Annotated in this window: 16 protein-coding genes; all 16 read left to right on the forward strand. The window is 70.2% G+C overall.

The features are described 5' to 3' along the window. The 16 genes from BHD05_RS10500 to lgt all read left to right on the forward strand — a co-directional run bounded on the left by BHD05_RS10500 (position 1) and on the right by lgt (position 14393). Complete coding sequence (locus BHD05_RS10500; RefSeq protein ID WP_161886379.1) at positions 1 to 1986, forward strand: primosomal protein N' family DNA-binding protein; 1986 nt, start codon at positions 1 to 3, stop codon at positions 1984 to 1986. Between the two features lie 8 nt (positions 1987 to 1994). After that, on the forward strand, positions 1995 to 2924 hold the full coding sequence (fmt, locus tag BHD05_RS10505) for a methionyl-tRNA formyltransferase (RefSeq protein WP_161886380.1): 930 nt from the start codon (positions 1995 to 1997) through the stop codon (positions 2922 to 2924). Then, on the forward strand, positions 2921 to 4387 hold the full coding sequence (locus tag BHD05_RS10510; protein ID WP_161886381.1) for an RsmB/NOP family class I SAM-dependent RNA methyltransferase: 1467 nt from the start codon (positions 2921 to 2923) through the stop codon (positions 4385 to 4387). Before fmt ends, BHD05_RS10510 begins: the two co-directional genes overlap by 4 nt. A 26-nt stretch (positions 4388 to 4413) precedes the next feature. Then, a complete protein-coding gene (rpe, locus tag BHD05_RS10515) occupies positions 4414 to 5076 on the forward strand; it encodes a ribulose-phosphate 3-epimerase (protein WP_161886382.1) in 663 nt (220 codons plus the stop codon). 233 nt (positions 5077 to 5309) lie between these two features. Beyond that, on the forward strand, positions 5310 to 5678 hold the full coding sequence (locus BHD05_RS10520; RefSeq protein WP_161886383.1) for an FKBP-type peptidyl-prolyl cis-trans isomerase: 369 nt from the start codon (positions 5310 to 5312) through the stop codon (positions 5676 to 5678). A 66-nt stretch (positions 5679 to 5744) separates the two neighbouring features. Continuing rightward, entirely contained in the window at positions 5745 to 6008 is a 264-nt protein-coding gene (locus tag BHD05_RS10525) for a phosphoribosyl-ATP diphosphatase (protein ID WP_161886384.1), read from the forward strand. Positions 6009 to 6088: 80 nt separating this feature from the next. After that, positions 6089 to 6928 (forward strand): ATP phosphoribosyltransferase, encoded by an 840-nt coding sequence (gene hisG, locus BHD05_RS10530; RefSeq protein ID WP_161886385.1) that lies wholly within the window; start codon positions 6089 to 6091, stop codon positions 6926 to 6928. 2 nt (positions 6929 to 6930) lie between these two features. Continuing rightward, the gene (gene hisF, locus BHD05_RS10535; protein WP_161886386.1) at positions 6931 to 7692 is read left to right on the forward strand and encodes an imidazole glycerol phosphate synthase subunit HisF; all 762 of its coding nucleotides are present in this window, start codon (positions 6931 to 6933) and stop codon (positions 7690 to 7692) included. A gap of 6 nt (positions 7693 to 7698) precedes the next feature. Beyond that, positions 7699 to 8073, forward strand: coding sequence for a phosphoribosyl-AMP cyclohydrolase (gene hisI, locus BHD05_RS10540; RefSeq protein WP_161886387.1), 375 nt, complete (start codon positions 7699 to 7701; stop codon positions 8071 to 8073). Further along, the gene (locus BHD05_RS10545; protein ID WP_161886388.1) at positions 8070 to 9590 is read left to right on the forward strand and encodes an anthranilate synthase component I; all 1521 of its coding nucleotides are present in this window, start codon (positions 8070 to 8072) and stop codon (positions 9588 to 9590) included. Before hisI ends, BHD05_RS10545 begins: the two co-directional genes overlap by 4 nt. Beyond that, complete coding sequence (locus tag BHD05_RS10550; RefSeq protein WP_161886389.1) at positions 9591 to 10265, forward strand: Trp biosynthesis-associated membrane protein; 675 nt, start codon at positions 9591 to 9593, stop codon at positions 10263 to 10265. A gap of 39 nt (positions 10266 to 10304) precedes the next feature. Further along, entirely contained in the window at positions 10305 to 10538 is a 234-nt protein-coding gene (locus BHD05_RS10555; RefSeq protein WP_161886390.1) for a DUF6704 family protein, read from the forward strand. A gap of 4 nt (positions 10539 to 10542) precedes the next feature. Next, a complete protein-coding gene (gene trpC / locus BHD05_RS10560) occupies positions 10543 to 11316 on the forward strand; it encodes an indole-3-glycerol phosphate synthase TrpC (RefSeq protein WP_161886391.1) in 774 nt (257 codons plus the stop codon). Beyond that, positions 11316 to 12527: a tryptophan synthase subunit beta gene (gene trpB / locus BHD05_RS10565; RefSeq protein WP_161886392.1), complete on the forward strand. Its 1212-nt coding sequence runs from the start codon at positions 11316 to 11318 to the stop codon at positions 12525 to 12527. The genes trpC and trpB overlap by 1 nt, the downstream gene beginning before the upstream one ends. Further along, on the forward strand, positions 12524 to 13333 hold the full coding sequence (gene trpA, locus BHD05_RS10570) for a tryptophan synthase subunit alpha (RefSeq protein ID WP_161886393.1): 810 nt from the start codon (positions 12524 to 12526) through the stop codon (positions 13331 to 13333). Before trpB ends, trpA begins: the two co-directional genes overlap by 4 nt. A gap of 40 nt (positions 13334 to 13373) precedes the next feature. Next, entirely contained in the window at positions 13374 to 14393 is a 1020-nt protein-coding gene (lgt, locus tag BHD05_RS10575; RefSeq protein WP_161886394.1) for a prolipoprotein diacylglyceryl transferase, read from the forward strand. Positions 14394 to 14474 lie beyond the last annotated feature (81 nt).

The following is a 14474-nucleotide window of genomic DNA, read 5'->3' on the forward strand; positions in this document are numbered from 1 at the left end:
ATGACGACCCCCGCTCCGATCGCGCGGGTGATGGTCGATTCACCGCTGCCCCAGCTCGACCGGCTGTTCGACTACGCCGTGCCCGCCGCGATGGCGTCCGATGTCGCGCCCGGGGTGCGTGTTCGGGTGCCGCTCAGGTCAGCGGGGCGTATCGCCGACGGATTCGTGATCGAGGTCGTCACCGAGATCGACTACACCGGTGTGCTCAGCGAACTCGAGGCCGTGGTGTCGACCGCGTCCGTGCTCGCCCCCGAGGTCGTGGCGCTTGCGCGGGCCGTCGCCGACCGTGCCGCCGGCACGGCCAACGACGTGATCAGGCTCGCTGTGCCGAAACGCCAGGTGCGGGTCGAGAAGGTCTGGCTCGCGGGGCAGGCCGACGGCACCTCGGCTGCCGCCGAGGCCGATCCGGTCACACCCGCGGACGTCGCCGCGTACCCTGCCGACCGGCTCGCCCGGGCGATCGCCGGCGGCGAAAAGCACGCGGTCGATGCCGTACCGAGGGTCGTCGCCCTGCCTGACGGCCGGCAGGTGGGCCACTGGGCGACGACGATGGCCGCCGCCGCGACCCACGCGCTCGCGAGCGGCGGCAGCGCGATCCTCTCGGTACCCGACTACCGCGACCAGGAGCAGCTCATCGCGGCACTCGAGGCCGTGCTGCCCGCGTCCCGCATCGTGCACCTCGACGCCCGGCAGTCCAATCCCGACCGGTACCGTGCCCACCTCGACTGCCTGGGGGAGACCCCGCTCGCGATCGTCGGCAACCGCTCTGTCGTCTACGCGCCGGCAGCGCGGCTCGCGCTCATCGCCCTGTGGGACGACGGCGACCCGCTGCACGCGGAGCCCCTCAGCCCCTACGTGCACACCAGGGACGCCGCACTCGTGCGGCAGCAGCAGCAGGGCTGCGCCCTCTTCTTCCTCGGCCATTCCCGCAGCACCGAGGTCGAGCGGCTCGTCGAGATCGGCTACCTCGGAACCCTCGGTCCGGCGCGTAACTACTCGCCGAAGATTGTCCCCACTGCGCAGCAAGCCCCACAAGACCGGTACGCGGCGATCGCCCGCATCCCCTCCACGGCCTGGCGGGAGGCGAAGACGGCCCTGGAGACCGGCCCGGTGCTCGTGCAGGTCGCGCGCCCCGGCTTCGCACCGCGCCTCGCCTGCGACTCCTGCGGGCAGTCCGCCAGGTGCGGGCACTGCGACGGGCCGCTCGGCACGAAGACGTCGGGCTCGGTGCCCGCGTGCACGTGGTGCGGCAAACCCGCCGCGGCCTGGACCTGCGGCAACTGCGAGGGCACCCGGCTGCGGCAGGTCGGGCAGGGCACCGTTCGCACCGCGGAGGACCTCGGGCGAGCCTTCCCTGGTGTGCGAGTGATCATCGCCGACGGCGACCGGCCGCTGCTGCACGTCGACGACGCGCCGGCCCTCGTCGTCGCCACCAGGGGAGCGGAGCCCCTCGCCGCGGGCGGCTACCATGCCGTGCTGCTGCTCGACGGGGAGCGGATGCTGGCCAGGGAGAGCCTGCGCGTCGGCGAGGACTGCCTGCGCTGGTGGGCGAACGCCGCCGCACTCGCGAAGCCGGGCGCTCCGGTCGTGCTCGTCGGGGTCGGCGGCGCCCTCGCGACGGCTCTGGCGACCTGGCGGCCGCAGTCCTACGCCGCCGCGGAACTCGTTGACCGACGACGGCTGAGGTTCCCGCCGGCGATCAGGGTCGCAACCGTCACGGGCACCGCCGACACGGTCGAAAAGGCGCTGGCGAGCATCGCCGGCCTTACCGGCGCCGACGTTCTCGGCCCCCTCGACACCGACGCTGGCGTGCGCGCTATCGTGCGATTCGACTATTCCCAGGGCGCTGCCGTCGCCACGGCGCTGCGGGCCGAGATCATCCGGGCGGCCACAGTCCGCCGCAAGCGCGTCCCCGGCAAGAGCATCCCGCTCGCGCTGCCTACACTGAAAGTGCGGTTCGACGACATCGAGCCGTTCATCGAGTAAAGAGCCACGTGACCCACCTCAGAATCGTCTTCGCCGGCAGCCCCGGCGCCGCCGTCCCCAGCCTTCGCGCGATCGCCGCAACCGACCACGACGTCGCGGCGGTGCTCACCCGACTCGACTCGCCCAAGGGCCGCACACGCGTGCCCACCCCGACCGAAGTGGGGGCAGCGGCGGCCGAGCTCGGCCTCCCGACCATCAAGTCGAACCGGCCGGGGGACGAGGTCACCGAGCAGATCACCGCGCTCACCGCCGACCTCGGTGTCATCGTGGCCTACGGCGCGATCCTGCGCGAACCGCTCCTCTCTGCTCCTCGGCTCGGCTGGATCAACCTGCACTTCTCGCTCCTCCCGCGCTGGCGCGGCGCCGCCCCCGTGCAGCGGGCGATCATCGCCGGTGATCAGCTCACCGGCGCCAGCGTGTTCCAGCTCGTGCCAGAACTGGACGCGGGCGAGATCTACGGCCAGTTCACCCAGCCGATCGGCGGCAACGAGACCGCCGGGCACCTTCTCGACTCCCTCGCCGGCGGCGGAGCCGAGCTTCTCGCGCGCGTCATCGATGCGATCGCCGACGGCAGTGCGCGGGGCGAGCCCCAGTCCGGCGACGTGACGCTTGCCCCGAAGCTCACCCTCGTCGACGGCCGCATCGACTGGACCTCGCACGCGAGTACCGTGCACGACCTTATCCGCGGCGTGACACCCGAACCTGGCGCGTTCACGACCCTCGACGGCGCCAGGCTCAAGGTGCTCGACGCGGCCATCGCGCGGGACGCCGCCCGGGTGCCCTCCGGGCAACTCCGGCTCGACGGACGCCGCCTCCTCGCCGGTACCGCGAGCGACCCGATCGAGCTCGTCTCTGTGCAGCCGGCAGGCAAGAACGCCATGGCCGCCGCCGACTGGTGGCGCGGCAGGCCCGACGATGCGGGGATGATTGTCGAATGACCAGTGACGCAAGGCCGCCCCGCCACGAGAAGCGGCGCCCGCCGCAGCGCCCCGCCGAAGTCCAGCGCCCCGCCAAGGCCCAGCGCGTGCAGCCGGCCCGCCGTGTCGCATTCGACGTGATCCGCGCGGTGACCGAATCGGACGCCTACGCGAACCTGCTGCTTCCCACCCGGCTCGAGCGGGCCGGACTGAGCGGAGCGGATGCCGGACTCGCGACCGAGCTGACCTACGGCACCCTTCGAATGCAGGGCTACTACGACGCCGTCATCCGGATCGCGGCCGGGCGCGACACCGACAGGATCGACCCACCCATTCTCGATGTGCTGCGCCTTGCGACCCACCAGCTGCTGTCGATGCGCACCGCGCACCACGCCGTCGTCGACGAGGCCGTGTCGCTCGCCCGCGAGGTCGGCTCCCAGTCGGCCACCGGTTTCGTCAACGGCGTGCTGCGCACGATCACCCGGACCGAGCCCGCCGACTGGCACGAGAAGGTCATGGCCCAGCCGCGGTCCGACGACGAGCGCCTCGCCATCGAGTACTCCCACCCGGTCTGGATCGTGCGTGCCTTCCGCCGGGCGCTGGCCGCCGAGGGGCGCGAGATCGAGCTCGAAGACCTCCTCGACGCCGACAACCTCGCTCCTCGGGTGAGTCTTGTGGCTCTGCCGGGCCTGTCGAGCACCGACGACCTGCCCCGGTCGCGCCCCGCACGCTACTCGCCGCTCGGCGTCGTGAGCGAGGGCGGCGATCCGGCCCGGTGGCCCGTCGTGCAAACCGGCCACGCCCGTGTGCAGGACGAGGGTTCCCAACTCGCCGCACTCGCCCTCAGCCGGGCCCGCCCGGCCGCCGCCGGCGAACGCTGGCTCGACATGTGCGCCGGTCCCGGGGGCAAGGCCGCGCTGCTCGCCGCCGAGGCCGCCGCCGTCGGCGTCACCCTCGTCGCCAACGAGATCCTCCCGGTTCGCGCCGAGCTGGTCCGCGCGGCACTCGCGGCCATCCCGAACCCCCCGCAGGTGCTCGTGCAGGACGGCACGACGATCGGCCAGAGCCTCCCGGAGCAGTTCGACCGTATCCTCATCGACGCGCCCTGCACGGGTCTCGGCGCGCTCCGCCGCCGCCCGGAGGCACGCTGGCGCAAGCAGCCGAAGGACGTCGCCGAGCTGCAGAAGCTGCAGGCCAGTCTTCTCGAGTCCGGGATCGACGCGCTCAAGCCCGGCGGCATTCTCGCCTACGTCACCTGCTCGCCCCACCTCGCAGAGACCACCGGCGTCGTCGAGGGCGTTCTGAAGCGCCAGGGCGGGCGCATCGAGCGGCTCGACACCGCGGCGGTGCTCGCCGGTGTGACGGTGGAACCGCTCGAGCTCGGCGAGCAGGGCGAGCGCGCGTCCGGGCATGTGCAGCTCTGGCCGCATCGGCACGGCACCGACGCGATGTTCATCTGCCTGCTGCAGAAGGTCGCGGGCTAGGGCCGCTGGCCCAATAGGCTCCCCCCATGGACATGCGCCTGAATCCCAGCATCCTCGCGGCCGATTTCGCGAATCTCGAACGCGACCTCGCCCGGATCTCGAGCGCGGACTTCGCCCACGTCGACATCATGGACAACCACTTCGTGCCGAACCTCACCTTCGGGCTCGGCATGGTCGAGCGGCTGCAGCAGGTGTCGCCGATTCCGCTCGACGTGCACCTCATGATCGACGATCCCGACCGCTGGGCGCCGGGCTACGCGGAGGTCGGGGCCGCGTCGGTCACCTTTCACGCCGAGGCCGCCACGGATGCCGTCGCCCTCGCGCGCAGGCTGCGCGACATGGGTGCGAGGGCCGGCATCGCCCTCAAGCCGGGCACCCCGGTCGAGCCGTACCTCGAACTGCTCCAGGAGTTCGACCAGGTGCTCGTGATGACCGTCGAGCCGGGATTCGGCGGGCAGTCGTTCATAGCGGAGACACTTCCGAAGATCGAACTGCTGCGTTCCGCAATACGGCGATCCGGGCACGACATCTGGCTGCAGGTCGACGGCGGCATCAACGAGGAGACGATTCTCGCCGCGGCGGGGGCCGGGGCCGACACCTTCGTTGCTGGCTCCTCGGTCTTCGGCGCCGACCACCCGGCCGACAAGATCGCGGCGCTGCGCGCCGCGGCCGCGTCGCACCGGCACTGATCGTTGTCTGCGGCACCGCCGCGGGCTCCGACTCGGCCACCCTCGCCCGTCACCGGCATCCACCACGCGCGTTCCAGAGGAAATTCTGCGCCACACCGCGTGGCGGTGCCGCGGAACACGGCGTGTCGCCCGGATCTCCTGCGTCGCGCGCACGCCAGCCGAGCGGGCGACCGGGCGACGGGCCGACAGGCACGAGCGATTAGCGACACCGGACCGTCTGGTTGGATAGGCACATGACAGAAAAAACCAAGCCAGAAATCGAGTTCTACGAGGGCGACGAGCCCACCGAGCTCGTCATCATCGACATCGAAGAGGGAACCGGCGAGTCCGCCGCACCCGGCGCGACCGTCGACGTGCACTACCTTGGCGTCGATTTCGCCTCCGGCGAGGAGTTCGACTCCTCGTGGAGCCGCGGCCAGTCCATCAACTTCCCGCTCGCACAGCTCATCTCGGGCTGGCAGCAGGGAATCCCCGGCATGAAGGTCGGCGGGCGCCGCCAGCTGATCGTGCCGCCCGCGCTCGCTTACGGTCCCGCCGGAAGCGGCCACCAGCTCAGCGGACGCACCCTGATCTTCGTGATCGACCTGCTCGGCACCCGCTGACCGGTAGCTGAGCGCGCCCGACACCGTGGCGCGGAGCCGACCTCCGCGCCACGGTAACCTTGACAGGTGAAAACGTTCGACGAACTCTTCCTTGAGCTGGGCGACAAGGCCCGGTCCAGGCCCGCCGGCTCCGGCACCGTAGCGCAGCTCGACGCTGGCGTGCACGCCATCGGCAAGAAGATCGTCGAGGAGGCCGCCGAGGTGTGGATGGCCGCCGAGTTCCAGTCGAACGACGAGACGGCGGAGGAGATCTCCCAGCTGCTCTACCACCTCCAGGTGCTCATGCTCGCGAAGGGGCTGACGACGGCCGATGTCTACCGACACCTGTGACCTGGCGCCCCTCCACCCCGTCCTGACTACCGCACCACCCCGATCGCGCTGCACCGGCAGCGAGTAAAGAGTCGTCCCCCATGCTGCGCATCGCAGTTCCCAACAAGGGCTCCCTCGCCGAAACCGCCGCCGACATGCTTGTCGAGGCAGGCTACGTCGGACGCCGCGACCCTCGCGCGCTGAGCGCCGTCGACCCGCGCAACGACGTCGAGTTCTTCTACCTCCGCCCCCGCGACATTGCGACCTATGTCGGCTCCGGCGCGCTCGATGTCGGCATCACCGGCCGCGACCTCCTGCTCGACTCCGGCTCGACCGCGAAGGAGATCGCGACCCTCGACTTCGGCGACTCGACCTTCCGGTTCGCCGGGCCCAATGGTCGGTTCAACACGCTTGCCGACCTCGAGGGCATCCGCGTCGCGACCAGCTATCCCGGCCTCGTCGGCGACTTCCTCGCGACGCAGGGAGTCAAAGCGGAACTCGTTCGCCTTGACGGCGCCGTCGAATCGGCAGTCAAGCTCGGGGTCGCGGATGCTGTCGCCGACGTGGTCTCGACCGGATCGACCCTGCGTGCTCAGAACCTCGAAATCTTCGGGCCCGTCATCCTCGACTCCACCGCGGTGCTCATCAGCGCCGGCAACGCGCTGCCCGGCATCGACACCCTGCACCGCAGGCTGCAGGGCGTTCTCGTCGCCCGCCAGTACGTGCTCGTGGACTACGACCTCCCCGTCGAGCTCGTCGAAGCCGCCGCCGCCATCACCCCCGGCCGCGAATCACCGACGGTCTCGCCGCTGCGCGACCCAGCCTGGGTCGCCGTGCGCGCGATGGTCGCGCGCACCGACACGAACCACATCATGGACGAGCTCTACGGCCTCGGCGCCCGCGCGATCCTCGTCAGTTCCATCCACGCGGCGAGGATCTGACGATGTCCCTCGCTGTGCGCGTCATCCCGTGCCTCGACGTCGCCGCCGGGCGCGTCGTCAAGGGCGTGAACTTCAAGAACCTGCGCGACGCCGGCGACCCGGTCGAGCTCGCCGCCCGCTACTACGAGCAGGGCGCCGACGAGATCTGCTTCCTCGACGTCACTGCGACGATCGACGAGCGCGAGACGATGCACGAGGTGGTGCGCGCCACCGCGGAGCAGGTGTTCATTCCGCTCACGGTCGGCGGGGGAGTGCGCAGCACCGACGACGTCTCCCGGCTGCTCGGCAGCGGAGCCGACAAGATCGGCGTCAACAGCGCCGCGATCGCCCGGCCAGCGCTGCTCGGCGAGATCGCCGACCGGTTCGGCGCGCAGGTGCTCGTCCTCTCGCTCGACGTGCGCCGCTCGGAAGCCGTCGCCAGCGGGTTCATCGTCACGACCCACGGCGGGCGGACCGACACATCCCTCGACGCCCTCGACTGGGCCCGCGAGGCCATCGAGCGCGGGGCGGGCGAGCTGCTCGTCAACTCGATCGACGCGGACGGAACCCGCAGCGGATTCGACCTCGAACTCATCCGCGCGATGCGCGAGATCAGCCATGTGCCCGTCATCGCGTCCGGCGGCGCCGGCGCACTGGACCATTTCGCCCCCGCGATCACGGCCGGGGCCGATGCTGTGCTCGCGGCATCCGTCTTCCACGACGCCGACCTCACCGTCGACGACATCAAGGGAAGCCTCGCCGCGGCGGGCATGACCACGAGGTAGGACGACATGACCGACACCGGAATCGACGCGATTCTCGACCGCGCCACCTTCGACGGCGACGGGCTGCTGCCGGCGATCATCCAGCAGTGGGACACCCGCGAGGTGCTCATGCTCGGCTACATGAATGCCGAGGCCCTGCGCCGCACCCTCACCGAGGGGCGCGTCACGTTTTGGTCCCGCTCCCGGCAGGAGTACTGGCGCAAGGGCGACACCTCCGGCCACCGCCAGTACGTCAAGGGTGCCGCGCTCGACTGCGACCAGGACACGATCCTCGTGACCGTCGACCAAGTTGGCGCCGCCTGCCACACGGGAGCGCACGCCTGCTTCGACGTCGACCCGCTCGATCCCGCGATCGGCGACCGGAACGAGGACGACGAATGAACGACACCACCACGAGGGCGCAATTCGACGCGCTCCTGGGCGACCACCGCGTCATCCCGGTCATCCGCGAGCTCTTCGCGGATGGTGAGACGCCCGTCGGCATCTACCGCAAGCTCGCCGCGGGCGAGCCGGGGACCTTCCTGCTCGAGTCCGCGGAGCAGGGCGGGATCTGGTCGAGGTTCTCGTTCATCGGTGTCTCGAGCTTCGGCGTGCTGACGCAGGCCGGCGACGAGTCGGTGTGGCTGAACTACGGGCTCTCCGCCGAACGCGCACTCGGCGCGGGCGCACCGACACGGCCGCTCGAGACACTCGCGCACCTCTACGAGCGGTGGGGAACGCCGCACGTGCCCGGCCACCCTCCGCTGACCGGCGGGCTCGTCGGCTTCATCGGCTGGGAGGCGATCCGACAGATCGAGAGACTGCCGAACATCCCTCCCGCCGACTTCGCCACGCCCGGGCAGGCACTCAGCTTCGTCTCCGAGCTCGTCGTCGTCGACCACCGCACCGGGTCGGTGCTGCTCATCGCCACCGCCCTCAACGACGGCGTCGACACACCGGACGATCTCTGGACGCTCGCCCAGTCCAGTCTCGACGCGATGCAGGCACGCCTCGCCGAGCCTGCCGAAGCCTGGCTCGCCGAGGTCGACCTCGACACCGCGCCCCACCCGACGCCCCGCATCCGGCCGGAGGACTTCCACTCCGCCGTCGAACGGTCCCGGCAGTTCATCGTCGACGGGGACGTGTTCCAGGTCGTCATCTCGCAGCGCTTCGACCACGAGATCACCGCGCACCCGATCGATGTGTACCGCGTGCTGCGCACCCTCAACCCGAGCCCGTACATGTACCTTCTGTCCCTCGAGGATGCCGCGGGGGAGCCGTACTGGATCGTCGGCTCGTCCCCGGAGGCCCTCGTCAAGGTCGAGAACGACCGCGTCTACATGCACCCCATCGCGGGGTCCAAACCGCGCGGCGCCTCCCCCGAGGAGGACCAGTCCCTCGCCGACACCCTCGAGCGCGATCCCAAGGAACGCGCCGAGCACCTCATGCTCGTCGACCTGGCCCGCAACGACCTGCTCAAAGTCTGCGAGCCCGGCTCGGTCGAGGTGACGGAGTTCATGCAGGTGGAGCGGTTCAGCCACATCATGCACCTCGTGTCGTCGGTCGAGGGTGACCTCCGCCCCGGCGCGAGCTCTGTCGACGTGTTCCGCGCGACCTTCCCGGCCGGCACCCTGTCCGGCGCGCCGAAACCGCGCGCGCTCGAGATCATCGACGAACTCGAGGTCGCCCAGCGGGGCGTCTACGGTGGCGTTGTCGGCTACTTCGACTTTGCCGGCGACCTCGACCTCGCCATTGCGATCCGCACGACGACGATCGCCGGGGGAGTGGCGCGGGTTCAGGCCGGAGCGGGGCTCGTCGCCGACTCCGACCCTCTCACCGAGGAGCAGGAGACCCAGAACAAGGCCGCGGCACCCCTGCGGGCGATCGCCGTGGCCAATGCCATGCGCCGGGTGACCTGAGTGTCGTCCCGCCGCCTGAAGAGCACGATCCTCCTCGCGGGTGTCGTCGCCAACGCCCTCATCCTCCTCGCCTGGACCCAGACCTGGGTCATCGTCACTCTCACCGCGGACGAGCTCGGCGGGGCACCGGTGATCGTCGGCGGTGACATCGCCGCGGGTGGTCTGTCCGCCCTCGCGCTGGCGGGGCTCGCACTGGTCGGAGCGCTGTCGATCGCCGGGCCGGTCTTCCGGGTCGTGCTGGGCGCGCTGCAGTCGCTTATCGGCGCCACCGTCGCCCTCACCTCGGTGGTCGCGATCGGCGACCCCGCCGGCGCCGCTTCCCGGGCGATCACGGATTCGACCGGAATCTCGGGTGCCTCGTCGGTGCAGAACCTGGTCGAGTCGGCCACTCTCAACGCGTGGCCCTGGTTCGCGGCGGCGGTCGGGGTCATCAGCGTCGCCATCGGGGTCGCGATCATCGCCACCGTGCGCCGCTGGCCAGCGGCCACGCGCAAGTACCAGGCTGCCCGCTTGACCGGCGCCGACGGGAGTACGGTCGACGTGGACACTCTCGGCGCGGGAACTCTCGACGGCGCAGCCGGCCCGGATTCGGTCCCGGGAGCGGCAGTGCGCGAACCCGACGCGATCGGCGACTGGGATGCGTTGAGCGACGGCGCCGATCCGACGTCACGCTAGACTCGAAACCCTGCCATCCACCCACAACACAGGAGCGACATGACGCACGATAACTCTGATCCGGGCCACGGCAACTCGCCTGCGGCATGGACCGCGGTCATCATCATGTTGGTGGCATTCACCATCGGCACGGTTGCATTCTTCTTCTCGATCGCCTGGCTCGTCTGGGCCTGCGCCGGCCTCGTCCTCGTCGGATTCATCGTGGGTGTCGTGCTCGCACGAATGGGCTACGGCGTCGGCGGGTCACGCTACGTGGACAACAAGGTGCACTAGACCGGTGTTGACCGAACTCACCGCTGGAGCCCTCGCCGACTCCTCGGAGCGTGAAGCTATCCGCCCCCTCGCCTGGGTTGAGGCGGATGCGCTCGCGCGTCCGCGCGCGCTCGACGCCCTCGCGCTCCTCGCCCCGGCCGAGCGCGTCAAGATCATCGCCGAGGTGAAGCGTGCGAGCCCGTCCCGCGGCGCCCTCGCCGACATCCCCGATCCCGCGGCCCTCGCGATCTCCTACGAGACCGGGGGCGCGAGCGCGATCAGTGTGCTCACGGAGGGCCGACGCTTCGGCGGCTCCCTCGCCGACCTCGAGGCCGTGCGCTCCGCCGTCAGCATCCCGGTGCTGCGCAAGGACTTCATCGCGACCCCGTACCAGGTGTTCGAAGCGCGAGCGGCGGGAGCCGACCTCGTGCTGCTCATCGTCGCGGCACTCGACACGTCAACCATCACCGAGCTCTACGAGCTGATCGGCGCGCTCGGGATGACCGCGCTCGTCGAGACCCACGACGCGGACGAGGTGAGCCGAGCGCTCGACCTCGGCGCCGGACTGGTCGGCGTCAACGCCCGCGACCTGAACAACTTCGAACTCGACCGCGACCTGTTCGGCCGACTCGCCGACCAGATCCCGTCCGGCGTGATTCGCGTGGCGGAGTCCGCGGTAACCAGCGCCGCCGATGTCGCCCACTACCGTTCGGCCGGCGCGGACATCGTGCTCGTCGGCGAAGCCCTTGTTACCGGCGGCGACCCCATCGCCACCCTGCAGCGATTTCTGGAGGCCTAATGGCTCTGCGCGACCAAGTCGGACCCTACTTCGGCGAATACGGTGGCCGCTTCGTGCCGGAGTCGCTCATCCAGGCCCTCGACGAGCTCGATGCCGCCTACGTTGCGGCGAAAATCGACCCCGAGTTCCAGGCGGAACTCGCCGCGCTGCACGCGACCTACAGTGGCCGGCCTTCGATCATCACCGAGGTGCAGCGGTTCGCCGAGCACGCCGGCGGGGCGCGTATCTTCCTCAAGCGCGAAGACCTCAACCACACGGGCTCGCACAAGATCAACAACGTCATGGGCCAGGCCCTGCTCGCCCGAAAGCTCGGCAAGAAGCGACTCATTGCCGAGACGGGCGCCGGGCAGCACGGTGTCGCCACCGCGACCGCGGCCGCCTTGTTCGGTATGGAATGCGTCGTCTACATGGGCGAGGTCGACACCGAACGGCAGGCCCTCAATGTCGCCAGGATGCGCCTCCTCGGTGCCGAGGTGATCCCGGTCACCGCCGGCTCCCGCACCCTCAAGGACGCCATCAATGAGGCGTTGCGGGACTGGGTCGCCAACGTCGACACCACCCACTACCTGCTCGGAACCGTCGCGGGACCGCATCCGTTCCCCGTGATGGTGCGTGACTTCCACAAGATCATCGGCGAAGAGTCCCGCGACCAGCTCCTCGCGCTCACCGGCAAGCTTCCGGATGCCGTCACGGCGTGCGTCGGCGGCGGCTCGAACGCCATGGGTATTTTCCATGCATTTCTCGACGACCCCGAGGTCATGCTGGTGGGCTACGAGGCCGCGGGCGATGGCGCGGACACCCCGCGACACGCCGCGACGATCACGAAGGGCCGCCCCGGCGTGCTGCACGGCGCCCGGAGCTACCTCCTGCAGGACGAGGACGGCCAGACGGTTGAGTCGCACTCGATCTCTGCCGGCCTCGACTATCCGGGAGTCGGACCGGAGCACGCGTGGCTCGCCGACATCGGCCGGGCCCGCTACGAGCCGATCACCGATGACGAGGCCATGTCCGCGCTGCGCCTGCTCGCCCGCACCGAGGGCATCATCGCCGCGATCGAAACAGCCCACGCCCTCGCCGGCACGATCAAGCTCGGCCAGGAACTCGGACCAGACGCGGTCATCCTCGTCAACCTGAGCGGCCGCGGAGACAAGGACATGGTCACCATCGGCAACTACTTCGGAGTTCTCGACGGCGAAGCGGAGCAGGTATGAACCCGGCCGCGAGTCCGGTGGAACGCGTCATCGCCGCCCGCCGCGAAGCCGGCAGCGGCGCCCTGATCGGCTACCTGCCCGCCGGGTTCCCCGACATCCCGACGAGCATAGAGGCGGCAGTCGCCCTCGCCGAGAATGGCGTCGATATCATCGAGCTCGGCCTGCCGTACTCCGATCCCGTCATGGACGGACCGGTCATCCAGGCGGCGACCCAGACCGCACTCGCTCAGGGTTTCCGGCTGCGTGACGGCTTCGACGTGATGGCGGCGATCACCGCGCGCGTCTCCACTCCGGTCGTGTTCATGAGCTACTGGAACCCGATCGCGCAGTACGGCGTCGACCGTTTCGCGGAGGACCTCGTCGCAGCCGGCGGCGCCGGGCTCATCACCCCCGACCTCATCCCCGACGAGGCGAACCAGTGGCTCGCCGCCTCGGAGCGCACGGGCCTCGACCGCATCTTCCTCGCTGCCCCGTCGTCGACGGACACCCGGCTCGAGCAGGCGGTGCAGGCCAGCCGCGGCTTCGTCTACGCCGTCTCGACCATGGGCATCACCGGTGCGCGCGGCGACGTGGACTCCGCGGCCAAGGCGCTCGTCGCCCGGCTGCGGTCCGCCGGTGCCACCAGCACCTGCGTCGGCCTCGGAATCTCCAGCGCCGACCAGGTTCGCGAGGTTCTCGCGTACGCCGACGGCGCGATCGTCGGCTCCGCTCTCGTGAAGGCCCTGTCCGACGGCGGCGTACCGGCCGTCGCCGCCACCGCCGCGGCCCTGTCCGCCGGAACCAGGCCCGCAGTCACCGGCCACTGAGCCTCTCCGTTCTTCCCCCACCAGAAAGGCGACCGGTTAAATGTTCGCACCCCTGAGCATCCCCGCCCCCAGCCCCGACTGGCAGGTCTTCAACCTCGGCCAGTGGCTGCGCGACATCGGCCTCGGATTCTTCCCGTTCGACCTGAACATTCACGCCTACGCGATCTGCATCCTGCTCGGGATCGTCGTCGCCACCGCCCTCACGAGCGCGCGCCTCAAGCGGCGCGGCGCCGACCCAGGCGTGGTGCTCGACATCGCGATCTGGGCGGTGCCGTTCGGTATCGTCGGCGGCCGCATCTTCCATGTGCTCACCCACCCGGACGACTACTTCTACCCCGGAGCCGACCTCGCCCGCACCCTCTACATCTGGGAGGGCGGCATGGCGATCTTCGGGGCGCTCATCCTCGGCGCCCTCGGCGCCTACCTCGGCTGCCGCCAGGCGGGCCTGCGGTTCTGGAGCTTCGCGGATGCCCTCGCGCCCGGACTCCTGCTCGCGCAGGCGTTCGGCCGATTCGGCAACTACTTCAACCAGGAGCTCTTCGGCCTCCCGACCGACCTGCCCTGGGGCCTCGAGATCTCGTCGACGAACCCCGCCTTCCCGATCGGCCTCGCCGAGGGAACGCTGTTCCACCCGACGTTCCTCTACGAGATCATCTGGAACGTGGCCGGCGCGGCGCTCCTCATACTCATCGACCGCCGCCTGCGGGTGCAGTGGGGCAAGCTCATCGGGCTGTACTTCATCTGGTACGGCATCGGCCGCAGCGTCTTCGAGACGATCCGCATCGACCCGAGCGAAATCTTCCTCGGCGTGCGCACCAACGTCTGGGCCGCGTTCGCCGCGATCCTCGTCGGGCTCGTCATCATCATCGTTCAGACCCGCCGTCACCCCGGCATCGAGCCGAGCCCCTACCTGCCCGGACGCGGGTGGTCTCCCAACGTCGCTGGGGTAGACTCTGGTGAGAGGTATTCGGACTCCGACGACGATGGCAACGGTGCCGCGGAGGATGCCGGAACACCCGCCAGCAAACCTGCCACAAGCGGGGTCGGTGCGAAAGCATAGGCATGACGGGGAACGAGTGGGGGCGCACCAAAGCCCCACGAGAATCCCCACCCACTGCGACGCCTTCGTCAGGAAGGCCGC

The sequence above is a fragment of the Marisediminicola antarctica genome (assembly GCF_009930795.1).
GTDB lineage: Bacteria > Actinomycetota > Actinomycetes > Actinomycetales > Microbacteriaceae > Marisediminicola > Marisediminicola antarctica.